General features: G+C 61.3%; 24 protein-coding genes. 8 read left to right on the forward strand and 16 right to left on the reverse strand.

Annotation, left to right across the window (positions count from 1 at the left end):
• Nucleotides 1–235: 235 nt before the first annotated feature.
• The 5 genes from ACST81_RS22990 to ACST81_RS23010 all read left to right on the forward strand — a co-directional run bounded on the left by ACST81_RS22990 (nt 236) and on the right by ACST81_RS23010 (nt 5135).
• Nucleotides 236–1549 (forward strand): ABC transporter substrate-binding protein, encoded by a 1314-nt coding sequence (locus tag ACST81_RS22990; RefSeq protein ID WP_438754353.1) that lies wholly within the window; start codon nt 236–238, stop codon nt 1547–1549.
• A 127-nt stretch (nt 1550–1676) separates the two neighbouring features.
• On the forward strand, nt 1677–2447 hold the full coding sequence (locus ACST81_RS22995) for an L-iditol 2-dehydrogenase (protein ID WP_438754355.1): 771 nt from the start codon (nt 1677–1679) through the stop codon (nt 2445–2447).
• Nucleotides 2448–2459: 12 nt separating this feature from the next.
• Nucleotides 2460–3470, forward strand: coding sequence for a zinc-dependent alcohol dehydrogenase family protein (locus ACST81_RS23000; protein ID WP_438754357.1), 1011 nt, complete (start codon nt 2460–2462; stop codon nt 3468–3470).
• A 99-nt stretch (nt 3471–3569) separates the two neighbouring features.
• Nucleotides 3570–4589 carry a LacI family DNA-binding transcriptional regulator gene (locus tag ACST81_RS23005; protein ID WP_438754601.1) on the forward strand — a complete coding sequence of 340 codons (1020 nt, stop codon included), beginning with the start codon at nt 3570–3572 and terminating at the stop codon, nt 4587–4589.
• Nucleotides 4590–4697: 108 nt separating this feature from the next.
• Nucleotides 4698–5135, forward strand: a complete 438-nt coding sequence (locus tag ACST81_RS23010) for a hypothetical protein (RefSeq protein ID WP_438754359.1) — start codon at nt 4698–4700, stop codon at nt 5133–5135.
• 47 nt (nt 5136–5182) lie between these two features.
• Here ACST81_RS23010 and ACST81_RS23015 read toward each other — a convergent pair whose 3' ends face one another.
• From ACST81_RS23015 to ACST81_RS23060, 10 genes are all read right to left on the reverse strand, one after another.
• Nucleotides 5183–5440, reverse strand: coding sequence for a hypothetical protein (locus ACST81_RS23015; RefSeq protein WP_438754361.1), 258 nt, complete (start codon nt 5438–5440; stop codon nt 5183–5185).
• A 175-nt stretch (nt 5441–5615) separates the two neighbouring features.
• Nucleotides 5616–6746, reverse strand: a complete 1131-nt coding sequence (locus ACST81_RS23020) for an HPP family protein (RefSeq protein WP_438754363.1) — start codon at nt 6744–6746, stop codon at nt 5616–5618.
• A gap of 51 nt (nt 6747–6797) precedes the next feature.
• Nucleotides 6798–7703: a LysR substrate-binding domain-containing protein gene (locus tag ACST81_RS23025; protein WP_438754365.1), complete on the reverse strand. Its 906-nt coding sequence runs from the start codon at nt 7701–7703 to the stop codon at nt 6798–6800.
• Nucleotides 7704–7946: 243 nt separating this feature from the next.
• Nucleotides 7947–8279 (reverse strand): cupin domain-containing protein, encoded by a 333-nt coding sequence (locus tag ACST81_RS23030; RefSeq protein WP_438754367.1) that lies wholly within the window; start codon nt 8277–8279, stop codon nt 7947–7949.
• A 7-nt stretch (nt 8280–8286) separates the two neighbouring features.
• A complete protein-coding gene (kduD, locus tag ACST81_RS23035; RefSeq protein ID WP_438754369.1) occupies nt 8287–9042 on the reverse strand; it encodes a 2-dehydro-3-deoxy-D-gluconate 5-dehydrogenase KduD in 756 nt (251 codons plus the stop codon).
• Nucleotides 9039–9881 (reverse strand): 5-dehydro-4-deoxy-D-glucuronate isomerase, encoded by an 843-nt coding sequence (gene kduI / locus ACST81_RS23040; RefSeq protein WP_438754371.1) that lies wholly within the window; start codon nt 9879–9881, stop codon nt 9039–9041. Before kduI ends, kduD begins: the two co-directional genes overlap by 4 nt.
• Nucleotides 9882–9911: 30 nt before the next feature.
• Nucleotides 9912–10649 carry an ATP-binding cassette domain-containing protein gene (locus ACST81_RS23045; RefSeq protein WP_438754603.1) on the reverse strand — a complete coding sequence of 246 codons (738 nt, stop codon included), beginning with the start codon at nt 10647–10649 and terminating at the stop codon, nt 9912–9914.
• Nucleotides 10649–11656 carry an ABC transporter permease gene (locus ACST81_RS23050; RefSeq protein WP_438754374.1) on the reverse strand — a complete coding sequence of 336 codons (1008 nt, stop codon included), beginning with the start codon at nt 11654–11656 and terminating at the stop codon, nt 10649–10651. The genes ACST81_RS23045 and ACST81_RS23050 overlap by 1 nt, the downstream gene beginning before the upstream one ends.
• Before the next feature lie 82 nt (nt 11657–11738).
• Nucleotides 11739–12689, reverse strand: coding sequence for a sugar ABC transporter substrate-binding protein (locus tag ACST81_RS23055; protein ID WP_438754376.1), 951 nt, complete (start codon nt 12687–12689; stop codon nt 11739–11741).
• A gap of 125 nt (nt 12690–12814) precedes the next feature.
• On the reverse strand, nt 12815–14335 hold the full coding sequence (locus ACST81_RS23060; RefSeq protein ID WP_438754378.1) for an aldehyde dehydrogenase family protein: 1521 nt from the start codon (nt 14333–14335) through the stop codon (nt 12815–12817).
• Between the two features lie 139 nt (nt 14336–14474).
• Between ACST81_RS23060 and ACST81_RS23065 the strand changes: the two genes are divergently transcribed.
• The 3 genes from ACST81_RS23065 (at nt 14475) to ACST81_RS23075 (ending at nt 18327) form a co-directional block, all read left to right on the forward strand.
• On the forward strand, nt 14475–15173 hold the full coding sequence (locus ACST81_RS23065; protein WP_438754380.1) for a GntR family transcriptional regulator: 699 nt from the start codon (nt 14475–14477) through the stop codon (nt 15171–15173).
• A gap of 291 nt (nt 15174–15464) precedes the next feature.
• Complete coding sequence (locus ACST81_RS23070) at nt 15465–17372, forward strand: diguanylate cyclase (protein WP_438754382.1); 1908 nt, start codon at nt 15465–15467, stop codon at nt 17370–17372.
• Nucleotides 17373–17667: 295 nt separating this feature from the next.
• The gene (locus ACST81_RS23075) at nt 17668–18327 is read left to right on the forward strand and encodes a peroxiredoxin (protein WP_438754384.1); all 660 of its coding nucleotides are present in this window, start codon (nt 17668–17670) and stop codon (nt 18325–18327) included.
• 101 nt (nt 18328–18428) lie between these two features.
• On the opposite strand, the gene ACST81_RS23080 is transcribed toward ACST81_RS23075, so the two are convergent.
• From ACST81_RS23080 to ACST81_RS23105, 6 genes are all read right to left on the reverse strand, one after another.
• A complete protein-coding gene (locus ACST81_RS23080) occupies nt 18429–19250 on the reverse strand; it encodes a carbohydrate ABC transporter permease (RefSeq protein WP_438754386.1) in 822 nt (273 codons plus the stop codon).
• Complete coding sequence (locus ACST81_RS23085) at nt 19247–20128, reverse strand: carbohydrate ABC transporter permease (RefSeq protein WP_438754388.1); 882 nt, start codon at nt 20126–20128, stop codon at nt 19247–19249. Before ACST81_RS23085 ends, ACST81_RS23080 begins: the two co-directional genes overlap by 4 nt.
• Before the next feature lies 1 nt (nt 20129).
• On the reverse strand, nt 20130–21377 hold the full coding sequence (locus ACST81_RS23090) for an ABC transporter substrate-binding protein (protein WP_438754390.1): 1248 nt from the start codon (nt 21375–21377) through the stop codon (nt 20130–20132).
• 122 nt (nt 21378–21499) lie between these two features.
• Nucleotides 21500–22555: an ABC transporter ATP-binding protein gene (locus ACST81_RS23095; protein WP_438754392.1), complete on the reverse strand. Its 1056-nt coding sequence runs from the start codon at nt 22553–22555 to the stop codon at nt 21500–21502.
• Between the two features lie 177 nt (nt 22556–22732).
• Nucleotides 22733–24052, reverse strand: a complete 1320-nt coding sequence (locus ACST81_RS23100; RefSeq protein ID WP_438754394.1) for an alpha-glucosidase/alpha-galactosidase — start codon at nt 24050–24052, stop codon at nt 22733–22735.
• A gap of 13 nt (nt 24053–24065) precedes the next feature.
• A complete protein-coding gene (locus tag ACST81_RS23105) occupies nt 24066–25010 on the reverse strand; it encodes an SIS domain-containing protein (RefSeq protein WP_438754396.1) in 945 nt (314 codons plus the stop codon).

Raw genomic sequence — 25010 nt, forward strand, 5'->3', positions numbered from 1 at the left:
TGTCAATTGATAAATTGACACGCGTAAAATTCAACGGTTAAATCTTAATCGGGAGCTGTAAGGCGTCAGATACAGACTGACAGATGATATCACATAAAATAGCCTTAAGTTTCAGCAGGCTGCATCATACATAAGCAAACGAGTCCTATCGCCGCTTGACAAAAGAATGCATTTTCAGGATAAAAGTTTACGCATGTAATAAAATGCGGGAACACTTGAAAAGGAGGAGATTTTCATGAGTAAATATGCACGCATGCTCTCGTCGTCCGTCCTCGGCGTCGGCCTCTTCGCCGGCATGGCGCAGGCGGAGGAGATCAATGTCGCGACCGTGAACAACGGCGACATGATCATCATGCAGAAACTGTCAGCTGCCTGGGAGAAGGAAACCGGAAACAAGATCAACTGGATCGTGCTTGAGGAAAACGTCCTGCGCGAACGCGTCACGACGGATATCGCCACCAAGGGCGGCCAGTTCGACGTGCTGACCATCGGCGGCTATGAGGCGCCGATCTGGGGCAAGGCCGGCTGGCTGACGCCGGTTGACGATCTCGGCGACGATTACGACTACGCTGATCTGCTCGACCCGATCAAGGCCGGCCTGACCGTCGACGGCAAGCTCTATGCAGTGCCCTTCTATACCGAAAGCTCGTTCACGCTGTACCGCAAGGACCTGTTCGAGGCGGCCGGTCTGACAATGCCGGAACAGCCGAGCTATGACCAGATCAAGGAATTCGCGGCCAAATTGACGGACAAGGCCAACCAGCAATACGGCATTTGCCTGCGCGGCAAGCCGGGTTGGGGCGAAAACATGGCCTTCCTCGGCACCATGGTGAACAGCTATGGCGGCCGGTGGTTCGACATGGACTGGAAGCCACAGCTGAATTCCGAGCCCTGGAAGAAAGCCGTGACGGACTATGTCCAGATCCTCAACGAATACGGCCCTCCGGGTGCTACGGCCAACGGTTTCAACGAGAACCAGACGCTGTTTGCTACCGGCAAATGCGCGATGTGGATCGACGCCACCTCGGCTGCCGGACGCGTCTTTGATCCGAAGCAGAGCGAGGTCGCCGACAAGATCGCCTTCACGCGCTCCCCCGTCGCCGTCACGCCGAACGGTTCCAGTTGGTCCTGGTCATGGGATCTCGCGATCCCCGCGACGTCGCAAAAGACCGAAGTCGCGAAGTCCTTCCTCAAATGGGCGACGTCCAAGGACTATGTGAAGATGGTCGGCGAATCCGAAGGTTGGGTCGCGGTTCCACCGGGCACCCGCAAGTCCACCTACGCCCTGCCGGAATACCAGAAGGCCGCGCCGTTTGCAGCGACGGTCCTCGACGCCATCATGTCGGCCGATCCGTCCAAGCCGACCAAGGATCCGGTTCCGTATACGGGCGTCCAGTTCGTCGCCATTCCGGAGTTCCAGGCGATCGGCACCTTTGTCGGCCAGCAGATCAGTGCCGCGCTGTCGGGCCAGCAGTCCGTCGATGATGCACTCAATGCAGCGCAGACGCAGGCTGAACGCGACATGACCCGCGCCGGCTACATCAAGTGAGCCAACAGTCCACGCCTTGAGCGTGGACCCTCCCGGGGAGTCCGGCCATTGTGCCGGGCTCCTCGCGCATCCGCCAGATCCAACATATCATGCGGTGGCAAAGGCCCCGGCCGTGAAGGAACCCATCATGAGATTGCAGAACAAGACCGCCCTGATCACCGGTGGCGCGCGCGGGATCGGCCTGGGCTTTGCGGAAGCCTTTGTCGCCGAGGGCGCCAAGGTTGTGATCGGCGATATCAACATCGACCGCGCCACCGAGGCTGCTGCGTCGATCGGCCCCTCCGCCACGGCCATCCGGCTGGATGTCACCGATCTTTCCAGCATCGACGCGACCGTCGCGCAGGTAGACACGGATTTCGGCGGTATCGACATTCTCGTCAACAATGCCGCCATCTTCGACATGGCGCCGATCAACGACATTACCGAAGACAGCTATGATCGCGTCTTCAACGTCAATCTCAAGGGTCCGCTGTTCATGATGAAGGCGGTTTCCAATGTCATGATCGCGCGCGGTCGCGGCGGCAAGATCATCAACATGGCAAGCCAGGCCGGCCGACGCGGCGAGGCACTCGTTACGCTCTATTGCGCCTCCAAGGCGGCGATCATCTCGGCCACCCAATCAGCCGCTCTCGCTCTGGTCAAGCATGGCATCAATGTCAACGCGATCGCGCCCGGCGTGGTCGATGGCGAGCATTGGGACATCGTCGATGCCGAATTCGCCAAGTGGGAGGGCCTCGCAGCCGGCGAAAAGAAAGCCCAGGTCGCCAAATCCGTTCCGATCGGCCGCTTCGCCACGCCTGACGATATCAAGGGTCTGGCCGTCTTCCTCGCCTCCGCCGACAGCGACTATATCCTCGCCCAGACCTATAATGTCGATGGCGGCAACTGGATGAGTTGAGGAGCACCGAGCATGAAGGCGATCCAATTCGTTGAAAAGGGCAAGGCGACGATCGGCGAGATTCCCGTCGGCGCCCTGCCGCCCGGCCACGCGCTCATCCGGGTGAAGGCGGCCGGCCTTTGCCATACCGATATCGACGTACTGCATGCCCGCTATGGCGCGGGCGCCTTCCCCTTAGTACCCGGCCATGAATATGCCGGCGAAGTGATCGATCTCGCCTCCGATGTGACACGTGTCCGGACGGGAAGCCGCGTTGCCGTCGATCCGAATCTGCCCTGCGGCACCTGCCCATCCTGCCGCAAGGGCCTGACCAATCTGTGCCGCGACCTCAAGGCCTATGGCGTCTCCCATAATGGCGGCTTTTCCGAGTTCAGCATCGTGCGGGCCGATCACCTGCATGATATCGGCGACATGTCCTACGACCTGGCGGCGCTTGCCGAGCCTCTGGCCTGCGTCCTCAATGGCATTGGCGCGGCAGGCATAACGGACAAGTCGAGCGCGCCGTCCAACGCCCTCATCTTCGGCGCCGGCCCGATCGGTCTCCTGCTCGGCCTGGCGCTGGAATCCGCCGGCGCCGAACAGATCGCCTTTGCCGATATCAACGAAGGCCGGCTAGGTTTCGCTTCAAGCCTCGGCTTTACACCGATTGCGTCAGGGTCGCGGGAACTGCTTGTCAGCGAACGAGCCTATGATTTCGTGGCCGACGCGACGGGCATTCCCGGCGTCGTCGAAAGCATGATCAATCTCGTCGCGGACGGCGGCACGGCGCTGCTGTTCGGCGTCTGCGCGCCGGATGCGCGGGTTTCGATCTCACCGTTCCAGATCTTCCGGCGTCAGCTGAAACTGGTCGGCTCGCACTCGCTCAACCGCAACATTCCCGAAGCGCTGGCCGTACTGTCTGGCGACAGGGAGCGGATGTCGCGGCTGGTCACCCACCGGCTGCCGCTTGAAGCGATGGTGCCTTATTTCCTCGCCAAACCCAGTGATCCCGCCACGATGAAAGTGCAGTACGTCGATAGCTGACGTCAGGTGTCATTCCGGCTTTTCTAGTAGAGATCGAACGTCTAAGACGTTGAGGTAGAATTCGACGGAGTATGCGGATTGGCCAAGACCATAAAGACGATGGAGGACTTTTCGGAGTTTGTCGGCCTGTCGCGGCCGACCGTGTCCAAATACTTCAACGATCCCGCCGCCGTTCGCAAGAAGACGCGCGACGCAATCGAGGAAGCGCTGAAGAAATCGGGGTTTCGCCCGAACATGTTCGCGGTGAACCTCAACCGCCGCCGCAGCAACATCATCGGTATCGTCATCCCCAACACGCTCGATCCGTTCTTCATGGCGCTGACGCGGCGGATCGAGATCATCGCCAATGAAGCTGGCTTCCTCGCCTTCGTCCTGTCGTCGGACGGAAAGCCGGACATCGAGGAGGAAGCAATCAAGACCTTCCGGTCGATGAACGTCGCGGGTGCCATCATTGCCCCGATCGGACGGGAAACCGGCAGCTCGACACTGGAGCAGCTCGGACGCGACATTCCGCTCGTCTACGTCGATACCCCGGCCGATGGCGGAGCCTCCTATGTCGGCACCGACAATCGCCAGAGCTTCGGCCTCATTGTCGACTATCTCTGCCGATCGGGCGAGCCACCCTGCTATTTCGGCATGCCCGAGGTCAATATCAACGCAGTCGAGCGGCGCAACGCCTATGTCGAGGCGATGACGGGCTTCGGTCTGACGCCGGAGCTGATCCGGCTGTCCGCTGTCGCCACCTGGGATTTCGAGCGCTTCGCCATGGAAGATGCCTTGCGCCTGTTCGACGCTCCTTCACGGCTGCCGACCCGCACGATCGTCTGCGCCAACGACCGCCTCGCCTTTGGTGTGATAGCGGCCGCTTGGGCGAAGGGCCTGAAGGTCGGCCATGGTCCAGGCTACGACATCCGCGTCGCCGGCCATGACGATCATCCCCTGTCGCAATATACCTGTCCGCCGATCACCACCGTTGCCCAGAATTACAACGAAATCGGTCGCCTCGCCATCGGCCTGCTGTTCAGGAAACTCGGCGAGGCAACGCAGGGCGACGATATGCTGCTGACCCAGAACCGCATCCTGCTCAAGGCCGAACTGATGCTGCGGAAGTCCGCCTGATCGGTGCCGACAGAAACCCGCCGACCCGCCTTTGGAACCAAAGGCCCCGCTCTCCGTTGAATCACATATTCAACCGGTCCGTCCCGGGCCGTGCCTCAGGAGGGTCAGATGCAAGTTATCGGCAAGCAGGTGCATGACGAGAAATCGGCTGTCATCGTCGAATTCGTCGGAGAAGGCGGCGACGTCGTGTCCGTCCACTTGCAAAAGGACGACGAGGGAAGCCTGAACCGTATGAATGCCGAGGAAAAGGCGAAAGCCGTGATGATCCAGATCGCCACTTTCGACGGCAATGCCGGACGAGATTCCGCTCCTGACTGGAGTTCTTCCCAGGACCAAACCAGCTCTGTCGATATGGAAACAGCAGCGGGAGCGGACAACGACGAGTCGGCTGCCGTGACATCGCTCAAAAGCGCACGTGCGGCCCAGGATACCGGCACACTGGAAGAACAACTTGAAGAGGGCCTGGAAGGCTCATTCCCCGCAAGCGATCCGGTGGCGGCGACCGTCAGCACAATTCCGAGCGGTCATCCGGACACGAAAAACTGAGCGGCAGCGCCGCGCCCAACGCGCACCGTTTTCAGGGCCCGCCCTCTTCAAGGAATGTAGGCGAGTTTTTCCAAGAGGTCCTGCAGGTCAGGCGGCAGAACGCTCGTATCGCCGATACTTTCCCTGAACCGGCTCTTGTCGGATAGGCCATCCAGATACCAGTGGATCAACCCGGTCGCCACGTCCTGCGCGGCCGGATGCTTGATATCGACGGAATTTTCCGCGCACCAGGCTTCCAGAAACGTTTGCAGAAGAGCCAGGTCTTCCGACGAAAGAATCTGATTGGATGCGATTAATGGCTGCATAGCCGACCCTTCCTCTTCGACGGAAATTCGCCTGTTCATGTTCACCGCTGCTGGGTCAGGCAGCCGAGGATGAAGCATAAGATGCGAAACTTGCTGTAAGCTTGCGCATCTTATACGTTTTTCAAGAGGAAAGCGGAATTCCTCCACCTTTTGCGGCAAAACCTCCGATAACGGTTCAGGCAGCCGTCGGGACTGCGGCCAGATCGGTCGGCAGAAGCCGTGCAACCGCGCTCAACAGGTCCGTCTGCGAAATCAGACCGAGGATACGGTGGCCGGCATCGACGATGATCACCGCATGGGTGCGCCCGTCCGTCAGAACCGGAAGCAGCGACAAGGCTGGATCGGAAGCCGATGCAATCGCGGGTTCGGATAAAACGGGCCGGATCCGCTCCGTCGCCTCGAACAGTTCCCGCAGACCGACGGTACCGATCAGGCGGCCTTCTTCATCCGTGACCGGCAGTGTGCGGATATTGTGTTTCAGCAGGAGGCGGCGGGCGTGATCCGGGCTATCGTCCTCACTGATACCAATGACATCCCGCGACATGATATCGGCGCAGTCGATGCCGGCATTGGTACGGATGATGGCCCGCAACTCGACCTGTCGCAGCAGCCGGCTGAGGTCGCCCCGGTCGATGTCGAAAGTCTCGTGGGCAGCCTCGAGAGCGGCATCGACGTCTTCCTCTCGAAATCCGACGCGCAACGACGACGGCGGATCGATCGTCTGGTGCATGTTTTCCGCAGGCTTGGGCGCGACATGCGGATAGTTGCGCCGGGACAGCTTATGGAAGACCAGGCCAAGCCCGACAAGAATGCAGGAATTCAGGCCCACCGGCACGAACGGAAACAGGAAACCCCAGGACGCAACCACCGGGCCGCCGAGAACGGCCGTCAGCGCGGCGGCACCGCCCGGCGGATGCAGGCAGCGCGTGAAGGACATGGCGCCGATCGCCAGCGAAACGCCGACGCCGATCGCGATGATCGGATCGGGAATGAAATAGGCCGCGATAATCCCCATCAGCGCCGAGATCGTATTGCCGCCGATGATCGACCAGGGCTGTGCCAGCGGACTGGCCGGTACGGCGAAAAGAAGCACCGCCGACGCGCCCATCGGCGCCACGATCAGCGGAAGGTGCGGCCCCTGTCCGAAAAGATAACCACTGATGAGACCGGTGAGGCCGATGCTGACCAAGGCGCCGATACAGGCGACCAGGCGTTCGCGCAGGGTCGCGCCGGCGAGAATGGGCGAAAACAGGCGGAAGCGATGGGCAGATTTGGAACCCACTTTGGGAGACATGGGAGGCTGCATGATGAACCGATTGCTGAATGACATGTTTCGGGGCGAAGCGGACGGTGACGGCTAGTGTGTCATCACTCTTGGCGCGCTGTTCTTCGTGATATTGAGGACTTCGTAAAATGCATTGAAGGCACTCGAACGGCTGTTCCGGCGGGAGACGAGCAGCGTCTCGACGCAGCCAATATGATGCGTTTCGACATTCGTCGGCCAGTGCATGAGGTCGAGAACCGATTTCGGCATAACGCCGGCCGTCTCGCCCGTCGCCACGCTGGCGAGGATCGCGTGATAGGACCCGAACTCTCTGGTTTCGGGACCGCTTGACTGTCTCGCCCAATGCTCGGCGATCCGGCGATAGGTGCAGCCCGGCTCAAGAGCGGCCAGCGATCCCACGCGAAGATCGGCGGCGGAGTTGATCTGCGGATGTCCCGATGGCAGGACGATCAGCAGGTCCTCGACGAAGACCGTCTCGGTATCCAGAAGATCAAGTTCCGTGTCGAACTGCTCGTCCTCTTCCAATAGAGGGCGCGGCGGACGGGCGATCAAGGCACAGTCGAGCACATCGGTCAGCACATCATGCGTCAAGCTGCGGGAGGCGCCCATGGTCAGGCGCAGAGAGACATCCGGCCACATCCGGTTGAATTGCGTCAGCGCCGCCGGCAGACGGCTGGCTGCCGTACTTTCCATCGTCCCGACTCGCAAGGTGCCGGTCGGGGCAAGCGGCTTTATCGCCTGGCGCGCCTCCAGCGCCAGTGCGACCAGCCGCTGACCGTAGGAGAGAAAGGTCTCGCCCTCGCGCGTCAGCGTCATCTTCTTGCCATCGCGGCAGAACAGGACGACGCCCAGATTTTCCTCCAGCTGCTGGATGCGCGTCGTCACATTCGAGGGCACGCGCCCGACTGCCCTTGCCGCCTTGGTGACGCTACGGTCGCGTGCCACGGCAAGGAATATGTCAATCGACGAAAGGTCCAACGAAAGTATCTCGATTCCTGAATGATGATGTCATTTCGTTCTCCATACAGAAATCACGACCCTCGCTCAAGCAGCTTCCAGTAGCGTCACCCGCCTGCGACAATCCGTCCGAATGACGACCGCGATCGACCGGTAGCATCACGCCGATGATGATTGGGCTGCGGGTGAGGCGAGAAACAGAGCGGCCTGGTCTGTTCGCTGCCCACGATACCTGAGCAGGGAAAACGCGGCTGACGATTTCCGCTACAGGAAATCATCCCGGCGTGGCGTGAACGTATCGATCAGCAGTCCCTCTTCCAGCGCCACGACACCATGAACCAGATTGGGAGCGACGATGAAGCTGCTGCCCGTGGGCAGCGTCGTCGTCACGCCATCGACGGTGACCTCGAAGCTCCCCTTGGCCACATAGCTCACCTGCGTATGCGGGTGGGAATGGAGCGCACCAATCGCGCCCTTGTCGAAGCTGAAGGCGACCAGCATCATTTCCGGACGTTGCGACAGCACGGCGCGGCGGTTACCTGGCGACGTTTCCGTCCAGTTCAGACCTTCGGGCAAGCTGTAGAAATCAGGCATCATAACTCCTCTATCTCGCCAGCCATCCGCCATCGACGGGCAGGATCGTGCCATGCACATAATCGGACGCACGGGATGCAAGGAAGACGGCAGCCCCCGCCATATCGTCCGCGCGCGCCCAGCGGCCGGCCGGAATGCGTTTCAGGATGTCGGCATTGCGTTCGGTATCCGCGCGCAGGGCCGTGGTGTTGTTGGTTTCGACATAGCCGGGGGCAATCGCGTTGACATTGATGCCCCGCGCCGCCCATTCATTGGCCATCAGACGCGTCAATCCGGCCAGACCGCTCTTCGCCGCCGTATAGGACGGCACGCGAATGCCGCCTTGGAAGGACAGGAGCGAGGCAATGTTGATGATCTTGGCGGGCATCTCTTCCGCGATCGCCATCTTGGCGAAGGACTGGCAGAGAAAGAACACCGACTTCAGATTGGTGTCCATGACTGCATCCCAATCCTCTTCCGTGAAATCGATCGTATCGGCCCGGCGGATGATCCCGGCATTGTTGACCAGAATGTCCGGGCGCTGCCGAATGGCGCCAGCGCGATCGATGACGGCGCGTACCTCATCCATTTTGGAGAGGTCGGCCAGGAGAGGATGAAACGACCGGCCGCTGGCTTCAACAAGCGTCGCGGTTTCGTCCATCGATGAGCGGCCGACACCGATAATGTCGGCCCCCGCCGCCGCAAGGCCGACCGCGATCGCCTGGCCGATGCCGGTATTGGCGCCGGTGACGATGGCGCAGCGGCCGGAAAGATCAAATGGGTTCATCGCAGGCTGTCCATCGGCACCTTGTCCATATCGGTGAAGCTCATGTTGTCGCCGGCCATCGCCCAGATGAAAGAGTACCGACCGGTGCCGGCACCGGAGTGGATGGACCACCCCGGCGACAGCACCGCATCATGGCTTTTCAGCACGAGGTGCCGGGTTTCATGCGGCTCCCCCATGAAATGGAAGATTCGCGTCGATTCTTCCATGCCGAAATAGAGATAGACTTCCATGCGCCGGTCGTGGACATGCGCCGGCATGGTGTTCCAGACGGAGCCCGGCTCGAACATGGTCAGCCCGACCAGAAGCTGGCAGCTTTCGCAGACATCCGGATGGACATACTGGTTGATCGTGCGGGCATTGGCCTCTTCCGCCGAGCCGGTGCGCACCTTCTTGGCCATATCGAGCGTGATGAGCACGGTCGGGCAGGTGCGATGGGCAGGCGCGCTCAGGACGTAGAATTCGGCCGGCTTGGCGGGATCGTCACTTCTGAACGTCAGGTCCCCCTCACCCATGCCGACATAGAGCGCTTCTTGGAAACCGAGCGCATATTCGGTGTCTCCGACGAGAACCTTGCCGCTCCCGCCGATGTTCAGGATGGCGGCCTCGCGTCTTTCGAGAAACCGGTCGGTGCCGGTTTCCTTGACCTGGCCGATCGTCAGGTCCTCGCCCGTCGGGACGACGCCGCCGACGATCATCCGATCGAGATGACTGTAGGTGAGATTGATGCGGCCCTTTGAGAACAGTCCTTCGATCAGGAAGCCGTCGCGCAGGCCGCTCGTATCGCGCTTCGCAGCATCTTCGGGGCCAACGACTTGGCGCACATTTACGGAAATTGTCACGGATTTGCCTCTTGGCGTTTGATGGGATTATCAGGTGAGGACGACGTATTCAGTCAACTGACTGATCGTCGTATCGGCCTTCTTCACGTCGAAAACCTTGGTTCCATGGCTCATGATCACAAACCGGTCGCAAACCTGGTAGGCGTGATAGAGATTGTGCGTGACGAGTACGCTGGAAACACCCTCTGCCTTGAGCTTCAGAACCTGCGACAGCAGTGCCTCGGTTTCGCGAACGGAGAGAGCGGATGTCGGTTCGTCGAGCAGCAGCACACGCCGCTTGAAGAAGACCGCACGCGCAATCGCAACGGCCTGCTTCTGCCCGCCGGAGAGATCGCCCACCAGCTTGTCGGGGGAATCGATGCCGGAGATATGGACGGCCTTCTCCAGCACTTCCATGGCGATATCGCGCATTTCCGCCTGCTTCAGGAAACCGAAGGCATTGGTGCGTTCGCGGCCCATGAAGATATTGCGGGTGATCGAGAGCGAATCCACCAGAGCGGTGTTCTGATAGATGGTCTCGATGCCGGCATCGGCGGAATCGGAGCGGCAGGTGAACAGCGTCTTCTGTCCGTCCACGCTCAGATGGCCGGAGGTCGGCTTGTGGATGCCGGAGATCAGGTTGACCGTGGTCGACTTGCCGGCGCCGTTGTCGCCGAGAAGACCGACGACTTCGCTGGGGCCGACATGGAAGGAAAGATCGCGAAGCGCCGTCAGTGCGCCGAAGCTTTTCGAAATATTGTGCAGTTCCAGAAGATTGGACGCGGACATCATGCAGCCCCCCGGCGTTCGATGAGATGGTTGAAGGCGGCAGCGACGACGATCAGGGTTGCGATAAACATGTCGAGGTAGAAGCCGGGCGCGCGGAGGAGCAGAAGCACGTCGGTGATGGTGTGGATCAGCATGACGCCGAGAAAGATGCCGATGATCGAGCCACGGCCGCCACGAAGAGAGAGCCCGCCGATGACGCAGGCAGCGATCGCCTGGAGTTCGAGACCGGCGCCCTGCCCCGGCTGGACGCTGCCGACACGGGCCGTGGCGATGATGCCGGCGACCGCCGCCATGCCGCCGGCAATGGCGAAGGCGATCATCTTGACGCGGTCGGTATTGATGCCGATGGCGGTCGCCGCCGCCGGATTGCCACCGGTGGCGAAGACATGGTTGCCGAACTTGTGACGGTGCAGCAGCAGATAGAAGCCGATGACAAACAGGACAATCCAGATGAAGGCGGCGTTGATGCCGAACAGCGTGCCGGCAAACAGGCTGGAAAAGGCGGGCTCGGGATCGAAACGCACCTGGACGGCGCCATTATAGAGCAGCACGGCGCCGCGCCAGAACAAAAGGCCGCCGAGCGTCACGATGAAGGATGGCAGGCCGAAGCGTAGCGTGATCGTGCCGTTGAGAAGGCCGATCATCACGCCGAGCAGAATGCCGAGCGGCGCGGCAATGAAGGCGCTCATGCCGCCATCGACAAGGCTCGCCATCAGGACGGCCGTCAACGTATAGACCGAGCCGATCGACAGGTCGAATTCACCGGCAATCATCAGGATGCCCGCGCCGAGCGCCAGGCAGCCGAGCACCGGAATGGCCTTCATCAGGATCGTCAGGTTCTGCGGCGACAGGTAGCGGAAATCGTCGGGATAGGCGAGCGCGCCAGCGATGCAGACGATCTGCAGGGTGGCGAAAACCAGGAGAATGGCTCCGGCCGGCATGGTCATGATCTGCTTCAGCAGCGATTGTTTTTTCGTGCGCGATTTCAGCACGGCTGTGTCGGTCATGGCATAGGTCACTGTCGTTACTCTGTTCAGGGGATCGCGGGGACCTTCCGGCAAGATGCCGGAAGGTCTTCAGGCGTCTCGCTTACCGGTAGCTGCCGATCAGCGGCTTGACGGACGAGATGCGCGATTTGTCGAGGAAGGCGCCCTGACCGGTATCGACGTCGGTCGGTGTCAGGCCGTATTTCTTCGCCAGTGCGATCTGGGCGATCGGATAGTAACCCTGCAGGTAGGGTTGCTGGTCCATCGTCGCGAACATCGCGCCGGATTCCACCGCGTTGACGATTTCGACCGCAAGATCGAAGCCGCCGAACGGGATGTTCACGCCGGCATCCTTGATGGCGCCTGCTCCCACGGTCGAGGTGACCGAGCCCGTGCCGAACAGAGCCTTTGTATTGGGGTTGGCGATGAGGAACTGGGCGAGAATGTTCTGGGCTTCGGCCGGATCGAGACCAGACTTGACCGTCTCCACCTTGATGCCATGTTCCTTCATCGACTTTTCAATGCCGCCGCCACGCGCCACGGCGAAGCTGGCTTCCGGAATTTCGCGCGGATTGAAGACCATGTCGCCTTCTTTCAGGCCGAACTGCTCGATCATGCGATTGCCGAGTTCATAGCCGGAAGCGAATTCGTCCATGCCGACATAGGCCTGGCGGCAATTGCCCTTGGCGCCTTCCAGGTCGTCATTGTTGAAACCGATGACGATGATGCCGGCCTTGACCGCCTTGCAGATGCTGTCGTCGAAGGCATCCGACGAGGAAATGGCAACGGCGATGCCATCGACACCCGTTGCCGTGGCGCTCTCGATCAGGTCGTTCTGGCGCACCGGATCGTTATTGGCATATTGCACGTCGAGATCGACGCCGAACTGTGCCGCGGCATCTTGTGCGCCCTTCACGACGGGGTTAAAGAACTGGACACTTGGATCGAGGTAGATGATCATCGTCGCCTTGACATCGGCCGCCACGGCGGACGTTGTGAAAGCCATAGCTGCGCACGCCGCAAGCATTGCGGTTTTCAGTCTGGTCAATTTCATTTTGCGTATCCTCCCTTTGGATGTGCAATCGGGGTCGAAAGACCCATGTCTCGGCTGGCGAGCTCCGACCAAAGATCGCGCCAGCCGAGATTTTCCTCCTCTGCCTCAGTATCCGGTGAGCACCCTCACCCGAACCAAGGATCCGGTCGTCCCAAGGTCACGTGAATGCCCTTGAACTGCGAATATTCGTCGAAGCCGTAGCGGCCGAGTTCCCGACCGAGACCGCTCTTCTTGTAGCCGCCGATCGGCAGCTCCGGCGCACCGTCGATGACGCTGTTGATCCAGCAGCGCCCGGCCCGGATGCGGCGGATGCTCTGCAGCGCGTTTTCGAGATTGCTGGACCAGACGCTGGCCGAAAGGCCGTATTCCGATGCGTTTGCCATTGCGACCGCCTCGTCAGCCGTCTTGAACGTCAGTGTCGACAGAACCGGCCCAAAGATTTCCTCGCGCGCGATCGACATGTCGGCGGTGACCCCGGAAAAGACCGTCGGCGCATAATAGAGCCCGGAGCCTTCGCCGACCCGCGATCCGCCGAGCAGCAGTTCGGCACCGGCCGACTGCCCCGCCTCGACATAGGAATGAACCTTGGCGGCATGTGCTTCCGAGATCATCGCGCCGATCTTCGTGCGCTCGTTCAACGGATCGCCGAAGGTGACCTTGCGGGAAATGTCGAGCAGGCGCTCGAGCAGCGCGTCGCGGATGCCCTCCTGCACCAGCAGACGGCTTCCCGAAATGCAGCACTGGCCGGCATTGTGATAGACGCCGTAAGCGATCCCGTCGGCCGCCGCTTCCAGATCCGCATCGGCGAAAACGATCTGTGGCCCCTTGCCGCCGAGTTCGAGACCGACGCGCTTGACGCTGCGGGCAGCGATTTCGCCGAGCTTCACGCCGACACGGCCGGAGCCGGTAAAGGCGATCATGTCCGTGCCCGGATCCTCGGCGAGGACCTGACCGGCCGGATCACCGTAACCGGTGACGACGTTGAAGACGCCGTCGGGAATGCCGGCCTCGCGGGCCAGTTCCGCCATGCGGATCGACGTGCCGGAGGTGAACTCGGATGGCTTCAGCACGACCGTGCAACCGCCGCCGATCGCCCACGGCACTCGCTCGGACGCGATGATGAAGGGGAAGTTCCACGGCGTGATGATGCCGACGACGCCGACGGGCTCACGCAGGACAAGGCCAAGGCGATTATCGCCGATATTGTTATGCGTCTGACCTTCGAGCGCGCGGGCTTGTCCCGCCGCATAGGACCAGAGATCGGCGCAGAAGGTGATTTCGCCTCGCGCCTGGGCGATCGGCTTTCCAACCTCCAGGCTTTCGATCAGGGCGAGTTCGTCAACCTTGGCCAGAATGAGTTCCGCCGTCTTGAACATCAGGCGTGAGCGCTCGGCGCCCGACATGCGCGGCCATGGACCGGTATCGAAGGCACGACGGGCGGCGGCGATAGCGGCACGCACGTCGTCGGCCGACGCCTCCGGCCAGGTGCCAACGACCACGCCGGCATGGCCGGGGCTCACGCGGTCGATTGTTTTTCCCGATGCCGCATCGACCGACTTGCCATCGACAAGCATCTTGTAGCGGGATTTACTCTGCAGACGTGGATCACTAGAATCCGGGCTTATGAAATTGGAATGTATCGTCATCAACTGACCGGGATTTTCACGTCCCGGCTCCTCCATCCTGGCTTGGCGTTTGAAGCGCCGCGCTTGTGCTGTCGTCAAGTTGTATGGTACTGTATGGTGGTTAAAAACGAATGTCAACGAGACCGTGGCGGCGAAAAGCATGAACCTTGAAACTTTGAAGATCGACCCGTTGAAGATCGAGACCGGGGAAACGACGGCGGCCCAGGTCGAGCGCGATCTGCGAGAGGCGATCATCCGCCTCGAACTGGCGCCGGGTTCGCGGTTATCCGAGCAGGAAATCGCCTCCCGTCTCGGCGTCTCGCGCCAACCGGTCCGCGAGGCGCTGATCGCGCTTGGAAAATCAAAGCTTGTTGAAATCCGCCCCAATCGTGGAACGGTCGTGGTCCGCATCTCGGCACGCCAGATGATGGAAGCACGCTTCGTGCGCGAGGCGATCGAGGTGGCCGTTGCGCGACGCGCCAGCGAGAGCTTCGATACGTGGACGCGGCGCAAGGTCGACGGCATCCTTGATCGGCAGCGGGCGGCGATGAGCCAGCACGATCATAATGCCTTCCGCCGCGAGGACGAGCAGTTCCACATCGCCATTGCCGAAGGCGCCGGCTGCGGTCTCGCCTGGAATGCGATTTCGGACATCAAGGCGCATATGGACCGGGTCTGCAATCTACAACTCCGCAACCCAACCTCGATGAACAACCTTATCGAGCAGCACGAAAAGATCGTCGCCGCCATCGATTCACGAAACGCCGAAGCGGCGGCCGATGCCATGCGAGCACATCTGAACGGCATTCTGAACGACCTGCCGCAGATCGAATCGGACAACCGCGAACTGTTCGAATAAAGCGGCACGTCTTCGAACGGAATGGCGGAGACGTAAAAAACGTCTGGCCTGGGGTTGGCGTTGCGACGCTGGCCCACTGGAAAGAGGCGCGAGAACGGCATCAAACAGCGCTTCATAATAAGCTTAAATAATTCTTGAACCGATCATCCCCAGATTACCCTCGCTGGCGCAACGCCGAAAGCCTTCATCCTCGGGCTTTCCGCCACTTCGTTAACGGAAACTTTTCCCTGCCGGGCGATGGTATGCCGCACCGTTCGGCCGGTTTTCAGGTTTGTGCCGGGGAGGCCTTGTTTGAGTAGCGCCTGGTATGAACTTCTCGCCAATCTGGCGATCCTGTCGATGCTCGTGCTGATCTGGAGCAACGCGCGGCTGCCGCATGTCGATTGCCCGCAGATCATCCGCCAGCTCGCCTTCGGATTGCTGCTTGGGCTGGGCGCCATTATTGTCATGACGCGCCCCTTCGAGATGGAAAAGGGCGTTTTCATCGACTCGCGGGCAACGCTGGTTGCGGTCTCGGGCCTGTTCGGCGGGCCAGTGGCCTTGGTTGTCACCGCCTTCTGCGCCTCGGCTTTTCGGGTCTATCTCGGTGGCGCGGGCGTTTTTGCGGGGCTAACGGGGATCGGCATTGCCGCTGCAATCGGTGTTCTCGCCCATGCCCTCAAGAAGAACGAGCGTCCCTCCACACTGGGTATTATCATATTCTCAGCCTGCGTCGCCGCCGGCCGCCCCTTGAGCTTTCTCGTCATGCCGCAGGCGAGCCTGTCGATGCTCCTGTCTAGTAGCACGGTCGCGCCGATCGCGGTTATCGCCTTTATGGCAACGCTGCTCGTCTCCCTCGCCGTCGCCAACGAGATGCGCCGGCGTGACGCGGTCATGAAAAACCATATCTACAAGACGGTCATCGACAGCCTTCCGGATTGCCTGAACGTCAAGGATACGGAAGGCCGGTTCATCGTCGCCAATCCAGCCACCGCGGTGCTGATGAAGGTCGCGAACTCCGATGCCTTGCTCGGCAAGACCGATTTCGATTTCTACCCGTTCGACATCGCGGAGGGTTTCCGGGCGGATGAACAAGGCACCCTGCTGCACGGAACGTCCGAGGTGATCGAACAGCAGGTGACACACCGCGACGGTTCGACCGCAACCCTCTCCACGCTCAAATCGCCGGTTCGCGACAGTTCAGGCCGCGTGACGGGGCTTATCACCCACAATCGCGACGTGACGGCCAAGGTCAAGCTGGAAGCAGCGCTCGCCGAAAGCGAACGCAGGGCCACCGCCGCACTGACCAACATGGCCGACGGCGTCATCATGTTCGACAAGGATCTCCGCGTCGTCTTCTGCAATGAACAATATCGCGCGATGTTTCCGCTGACGGCGAACCTGCGTGTGCCGGGGACGCCTGCCGCATCGATCCTCTATGCCTCGATCGCGCGCGGCGAACTGGTCAACATTCCCGCCGACAACGTCACCGACTGGGTGAATGCCGCCTGTTCGAGGCTGCGCCAGCCCGGCACCGTCCAGTTTCCATTGTTCGACGGGCGCTGGATCGAATCCCGCACCAGCCCGGCGGCCGATGGCACCTGCTTCGTCGTGTGTTCCGACATCACCAGGGGCAAACAGAGCGAGCAGGCCCTGCGCGACCTGAATATGCGCCTTGCGGAACTGGCCGAAACGGATGGCCTGACCGGCCTTCTCAACCGGCGCGCCTTCGATGCCGCGTTGACGGAGGAGGTCGCCGGTGTGGGACGCGGCGAAGGGGCGCTAAGCCTTCTCTTGCTCGACGTCGATCGCTTCAAGGCCTTCAACGATACCTATGGCCATACCGCCGGCGATGACTGCCTGCGGGCCATCGCCGAATGCATGCGCGCCGTGGCACGGCGTCCCGGCGACCGCGCCGCCCGCTATGGCGGCGAGGAAATGGTGCTGATCCTGCCCAATACGCCGGAGGAAGGCGCCGTCGCCTTGGCGCACGAGCTGCGCAACCGCATCCGCGCCCTCCAGATCGCTCACACCGGCAGCGAAAAAGGCATCGTCACGGCGAGCATCGGCGTGGCAACGCTTGCCAACCATACGATGGGACCCGACGCCGGGCGGCTGGTCATCCGCGCCGACGAGGCACTTTATCTTGCCAAGACGTCCGGCCGCGATCTCGTGCGAAGCTGGGAACCCGCCAAGCCGAAACTGGTCAGCGGCGCGTAAAAATTCGTCTCCGAAAAGCGCCACGATGCCTCTAAACTCCATTGCTTTCGAGACCGGATTTTTCGGAACGTCCATTTCGTCACGGTCTTGAGGTGCGCCATGGAACGGCACCCGGTACCTTGTGCTGAACATCAATGGTCTTTGCCGCTTTCATGCGGCGGATCGCTCGATCTCTACAAAAATAATAGAAATTGACATCGGCAAGTCAGCGGTTATTTTTTGACCGGATTTCAAAATGATGCCGGAATTACCCGCCCGTGATCCCGGCATCGGCAACAGAAAAGTGGATGAGACCATGAGCCTTCGCATCAATGATATTGCCCCGGATTTCACCGCCGACACGACGATCGGCGAGGTCAGCTTCCACGACTGGATCGGCACTGGCTGGGCCGTTTTGTTTTCGCATCCGAAGAACTTCACGCCGGTCTGCACGACCGAACTCGGCGCCATGGCCGGTCTCGAACAGGAATTCCTGAAGCGCGGCGCCAAGGTCATCGGCATTTCCGTCGATCCGGTCGAAAGTCATTCGAAGTGGAAGCAGGACATCAAGGTCGCCACCGGCTTCGACGTCGATTATCCGCTGATCGGAGACAAGGAACTGAAGGTCGCCAAGCTCTATGACATGCTGCCGGCCGCCGCCGGCGATACATCCGAAGACCGTACGCCCGCCGACAACGCCACGGTCCGCTCCGTCTTCGTCATCGGCCCGGACAAGAAAATCAAGCTGATCCTCACCTATCCGATGACGACCGGCCGCAACTTCGCGGAAATCCTGCGCGCCATCGATTCCATCCAGCTGACGAGCAAGCACCAGGTGGCGACGCCGGCCGACTGGCAGCAGGGCGACGATGTGATCATCACCGCCGCCGTCTCGAACGAGGACGCCATCACGCGCTTCGGCGCTTACGAGACCGTCCTGCCCTACCTGCGCAAGACCAAGCAGCCGGCCGCCTGAGCGGGCGGCTTCTCAGCGGCGCTGGCGCGACACTGCATTGTTTCCCCGGAGGCGGCGATCGGGCCGCCGGCATTGAACATGCCGACGGGAATATTGCCCCGTCATTTCAAGCCGGTCATTGCCATTCCCGCCACGAACTGCTTCTGCGCCATGAAGAAGGCGATCACCACCGGCGCCATCGAGATCACCGAGGCGGCCATCATCAGGGTCCAGTGGCCGGAATATTGCTGCTGAAACAGCGCCAGCCCGACCGTCAGCGTTGTCTTGTCGACATCCGACGGCAGATAGATCAACGCGGAAAACAGGTCGTTCCACGACACCATGAAGGCGATGATGGCGAAAGCCGCGAGCGCCGGTTTTGCCAGCGGCAGATAGATCGTGAAGAAGATGCGCGCCAGCGACGCGCCGTCCATCCGTGCCGCCTCCGCCAGTTCCAGAGGAATGGTGCGAAAATACTGCCGCATCAGGAATGTTCCGAACGCGCCGCCGAGGAAGGATGGAATATAGAGCGGCGCCTGCGTGCCGTAGAGGCCGAGCGTCTTGAAAATGATGAATTGCGGGATCGCGGTCACCTGGGCCGGCACCATCAGCGTCACGATCAGCAGTGCGAACAGCAGATTGCGCCCCGGAAAACGGACGATGGCGAACATGAAGGCCGCCATGGAGCATGTCAGCAACTGGCCGAGCGTCGAGATCAGCGATATTTTCAGGCTGTTCCAGATCAGCAGATGAAACGGCATGATCTCGAACAAGCGGGTGTAATTGCCAAGCGTCGGCTGCTGCGGCAAGAGACGCATGTCGAACTGTTCCGCCATCGGCTTCAGGCTGGTCGACAGCAGCCAGATGAACGGCCCGAACATGGCAACCGCTCCGAGGCAAAGGGCGAGGAACGCGACCCAATCGTTGCGGCGCATGCGCGTCATTGCTCGCCCCATTTCTTCTCGATGCGGAAATAGATGAGGGTCAAAAGTAGAATCATCGCCGTCAAAAGGATCGCCTGTGCCGCGGCATCGCCCATGCGGAAGAAGCGGAAACCGTTGCGATAGATCGAAAAGACCAGCGTCGGCATGGTGGAATTGCCGTTGCCGCTGCGGGTCAGCACGAAGATATAGTCGAAGGCCTGGAAGGCGTTGATGGTCGTCAGCACGCCCTGGAAGAAGATGCTGGGCGCCAGTGCCGGCAGCGTCACGAACCGGAGCCGTTGCCAGGCCGTCGCGCCATCGAGCCGCGTCACCTCATAGAACTCTTTCGGGATCGCCTGCAGACCGGCGAGGAAGATGATCATGCCGCTGCCGATCGCGCCCCAGACATTGACGATGACGACGGAATAGAGCGCCATGCGTGGCCCCAGCCAGTTGACGGATTCGACGCCGACCATCGACAAGCCGGCATTCAGCACGCCACTATCAGGCGCATATATCCATTGCCAGAGAAGGCCCGTGGCCGTTGGCGAGCAGACGGCCGGCAGGAAGAACATGACCCGGAACCAGCCGATGCCCTTGATCGGACGGTTGAGCCCCATCGCGATCAGCATCGACAGGATCACCGTCAGCGGCACGTAGAGCGCCGCGAAAGCAAGCGTGTTCCACAGCGCCTTCATGAATAGGCGATCGGACGGCAGGTCGGCGTAATTGCTCAGGCCGGCCGAGACCGGCGGCGTCAGGAGGTCCCAATCGGTAAAACTCAAGCCGAGCGTCGCCAGGATCGAGCCGAAACTTGCCAGCAAGAGCCCGGCAAGCGTCGGCATCAGGAACGCCAGCACCCACCAGCGTTCCGATCCCATGGGCCTCAGCGACCCCATGCTACTTGTTCCGGGCGAGCACGTCGTCGCCATTGGCGACCGCCTCGGCAAGCCCGTCGGCGACCTCCATCTCACCCGACCAGATCATCGTCAGCGCATCGCCGACCGCGCTCGACCATTCCTCATATCCCTTGAAGACAGGCTTCGGCTTGGCATAATCGAGCGCCTTGACGAAGAGGGAGTGGTCGATCTTCGTCGCCTGCTGCAGATAGGCGGGACTTTCGGCAATCGCCTGGCGCACCGGGATCGCCAGCCCGATCTTGGCAAGCTCCGTCTGGCCCTTTTCGCCGAAGGCATATTTGGCGAAAGCCCAGGCCTCGTCGGGGTGCTTGCTGCCCTTGGCAATGACGAACCCGGCCGAATTGACCGAGGTGGCGCGTCCCGCAGGCCCCTTCGGCATGGGCGCGATGTCCCACTTGAAGCCGAGCGGGCTGTAGTCCGGCACCGTCCAGTGGCCGGAAACCCCCATGGCGGCGATCCCGGCATAGAAGCCGTCGGTGCCATATTGCTGCAGTTGCAATTGTGTCGGCAGCGACTTGTCGGTCAGCCACATGTCGGAGAGGAACTGGAAAGCGGCCGTCGCTTCCGGCGAGGAAATCAGCGTCTTGCCGGCCGGCGGATCGACGACATCGCCACCGAAGGCCCAGACCAGCGCGCCCCAGAGCGGCTCCATGTCATAGGCTTCCGCCCAGAAACCCCACTGGTCTGTCTTGCCGTCGCCGCTCTTGTCGAGCGTCAGCTTGGCGGCGTTGGCCCTCAAATCATCCCAGGTCCAGCTATCGGTGGGATAGGCGACGCCGGCCGCGTCGAACATGTCCTTGTTGTAGTAGAGCACGATGGTCTGGAAGTCGCGCGGCAGGCCGAAATAGCCTTCGGGCGTCTCGTAGGCCTTCAGCGTGATCGGATAGACGCCGTCGAGAATGCCCTTTTCCTTGTCGAGATAAGGCTGCAGGTTGAGCAACACGCCGCGCGACTGCCAATCCTTGTAGAGTGGCGCATCCATGGCGAAGACATCCGGCGGCGTACCGCCCGCCATCTTCACCTTGAGCTTTTCCCAATAGCTGTCCCAGTCTGAGGCCTCGACATTGACCTTGATGCCCGGATGCTCGGCCTCGAAGGAACGGGCGACGGCATTCCACGCCTCGACCTCCTGCGGGCTGCCCCAAAACTGATAGGTGATCTCGGTATCGGCCCAGCTTGCGGGCGCCGACAACAGCAGGGAAAGGACGGTTCCATACAACAATTTCATTGTGTTACCCTCTTCTTGGCCCCGTGCAACGACCCTTTTCCTCTGGGCTGTGGCCGGGATGTTGATCGTTCCTGTGTTCTGCCGGTTCGCCTGTTTTTGTGGCTTGAACCCGCAATCTCGTGTCAGCCGATGCGGGCGCCGCTTTCCGCCTCGAACAGATGCTGTTTGTCCACACGCGGCTTGAGATGGATGACATCGCCACGCACGAGGCGTGGCCGATCGGTGAACAGCGCCGTCATGGCAATCCCGTCGCTCTCGCCCATCACGAAGGTCGCATGGCCGGTGCTTTCGACGGCGGTGACCCTCAGCTCGATGGCGCCCAGAGCTTCTGCCGGGACGAGATCGAGATGCTCCGGTCGCACGCCCCAGATGACCGGACCCGCTGCCGCAACCGGCGCCGGGACCGACCGGTTCTGCGACAGCCGGATCGAGCCATTCGCTGCCTCGCCCTTGATCAGGTTCATCGCCGGCGAGCCGATGAAGCCGGCGACGAAGGCATTGGCCGGCCTGTCGTAGAGTTTCAGCGGCGCACCGGCCTGCTCCAGCCGTCCCGATCGCAGAACCACGATCCGGTCGGCCATGGTCATGGCCTCCACCTGGTCATGGGTCACGAAGATCGAGGTCGAGCCAAGCCGGTCATGCAGTGCCCGGATTTCCGCCCGCATCTGCACCCGCAACGAGGCATCGAGGTTGGATAGCGGTTCATCGAACAGGAAGACGGCGGGTTGGCGCACGATCGCGCGGCCCATCGCCACACGCTGGCGCTGGCCGCCCGAAAGCTGCTTCGGCATCCGGTCGAGATAGTCGACGAGACCGAGAATGCCGGCCGCCTCGCGAACCCGCGTTTCGATCTCGGCTTTCGGTGCGTTGCGCAGTTTCAGCGAGAAGCCCATATTGTCGCGCACGGTCATGTGCGGATAGAGCGCGTAGTTCTGGAACACCATCGCCAGATCGCGTTCCTTCGGCTCGACGTCGTTGACGACGCGGCCGGAGATGGAAATCGTGCCGCCGGAGATTTCCTCCAGCCCCGCGATCATCCGCAGGAGGGTCGACTTGCCGCAGCCTGACGGGCCGACCAGCGCAACGAACTCGCCATCGGCGACATCGAAGCTGACACCATGCATCACCTGCACGGTGGCATAAGCCTTGACCAGATTGTCGAGTGATACCTGAGCCATGGAATTCCTTTCAGTGCATGTCGGCGGCACGAGGCTGCGGCGGATGCGGTATGGGGTAGAGAACGGCAACCCACTCACCCTCAATGCCGGGCTTGTCCCGGCAATGAGGGTGAGTGGGGCTGCGTCGATGCCCAGGAGATGCGTTGTCGATTGTCGTGAAACCGTTCATCACACCCCTCATCGATAGGCGGGCAAGTAATTGCCGTGCGCTTCAATCAGCGTGTCGCAGAGGGCGCGGATTTCATCGAGCGAGAGTTCCGCGCCTGTATGCGGATCAAGCGCTGCGGCGTGATAGATGTGATCGCGCCGACCGGTGAGCGCCGCCTGCACGGTGAGTTCCTGGACGTTGAGCGACATGCGCATGATGCCGGCAAGCTGCGGCGGCACGGAACCCACGCGCACCGGCTGGATGCCGTTTCGATCGACATGGCAGGGCACTTCGACCGCCGCATTGGCCGGCAGGTTGTCGATCAGGCCGTTGTTACGGACATTGCCGTAGATCAGGTGGTTCGTGCCGGTCACCATGCCGTAAATAATAGCGGAGGCGTATTCGTTGGATCGGCAGACCTCAAGCGGCTTGCCGGCATCCTCCAATTCCTTGCGCAACACATGCCAGTCGGCGATCTGCTCCTCGCAGCGGGTGATATATTCGTCGAGCGGCAGCTGGTATTTCGCCAGCAGGTCCTCGCGGCCGCGCTTGATGAACCAGGGGGTATATTCGCTGAAATGGATCGAGCTTTCGGTGACGAAATGGCCGAAATGCTTCATCGTCTCCCAGCGGACGGCGTCGTCCCTGTCATAATCGCCGCTCTCCGCCTTGGCGCGCAGCCGGGGATAGAGATCCTCGCGGCGCCCGTCCTTGTGGCGCTTCTCGAACTTGGTGAAGAAGGCCACATGGTTGAGGCCGGCGCAGCGGAAATCGATATCGGCGATATCCTCGCCCAGAGACCGGGCGAGATAGGCCGACGTGTCCTGCACCGAATGGCAGAGGCCGACATAGCGGATATCCGGAAAGGCCTCCGCCATGGCCCAGGAGTTCATCGCCATCGGGTTGACGTAGTTCATCATCAGCGCATCCGGGCAGACATCGCGCATGTCGCTGGCAATGTCGAAGATCACCGGAATGGTGCGCAGCGCCCGGAAGATGCCGCCGATGCCGAGCGTGTCGGCGATCGTCTGGCGCAGGCCGAATTGCTTCGGCACCTCGAAATCCGTCACCGTAGCCGGCTTGTAACCGCCGACCTGCATCATCAGGATAACGAAGTCCGCGTCCTTCAACGCCGCGCGGCGATCGGTGAAGGAGGCGATCTTCAAATCCTTCAATCCCAGCGTATCGCCGATCCGCCGCGCCATGATTTCCGATGTCGACAGCCGCTCGGCATCGATATCCATCAGGGCGATCTCGCTGTCGGCGAGATCGGGGTTCGACAGCACATCGGACAGGATGTTCTGGGCAAAAACGGTGCTGCCGGCACCGATCAGGCAGATCTTGGCCATGGGCCGGTTCCTCTTACTGGAGAACGACGACTTTGCTGAGGTTGCGCGGCTGGGCCGTGTCCATGTTCTTCTGGTTAGCGACGCGCTCGCCGATGATCTGCAGCGCCGGCAGAAGTTCGAGCGCGCGGGCCGGGCCGGTCTGCGACAACGGGATCGACAGGTCGCCGGGGCCGCCAAGACCTATGACATGCGCGCCCAAGGCCTGCACTTCACGGGCGACCTTCGCCTCGTCTTCCAGAGTTTCCGGCGAGTAGAGGATGACGACGACGGACTGGCTGTCGATCAGGCTGATCGGGCCGTGGCGATATTCCAGCGGGTGGAAGGCCTGGCTGAAGGTGATCGACATTTCCTGCAGCTTCAGGCAACCCTCCGTGGCCATGCCGTAGAGCGGACCGGCGCCGAGATAGACGTAATGGGTGCGGTCCTTGATCAACGGCACGGCGGCTTCGGCGGCAGCAAGCGCTGCCTGTGCCTCAGCCACCGAACCGAGCTTGACGCTGGCCATGCGCAGTCCTGCGAGCAGCATCAGCGACGCCGACACCGTCATGACGATGCCCTCCTCGCCGTGTGTCGCAAGGTAGACGGCGATATCGGCGGCCTTGAGGATCGTCGTGTCCGGCTCGCAGGAAATGGCGATGGTCTTCATACCGGCCTTGCGCGAAGCCTCGATCGCCTGGACGGTTTCGGTCGTGGTGCCGGAGCGGGAAATGCCGATGACGCAGACATCCGAGAGATCGACGACGTAGTCACCCGGGCGCACCGCCCATTCCGCACCCGGCACAGCGACGGCCGACTGGCCGTTCTGATTGAAGGCGACCGCGATCGTCTGGGCGAGATAGAAGGACGTGCCGCAGCCCGTCACGACGACGGTTTTGGCCGAGACTTCCGGCAGCGACTGGGCCAGCGCCTTTTCCCAGAAGGGAAACTGTTCCTTGATGACTTTTTCGGTCAGATTCAT

It is taken from the genome of Pararhizobium sp. O133, assembly GCF_051669845.1.
Lineage (GTDB): Bacteria > Pseudomonadota > Alphaproteobacteria > Rhizobiales > Rhizobiaceae > Pararhizobium.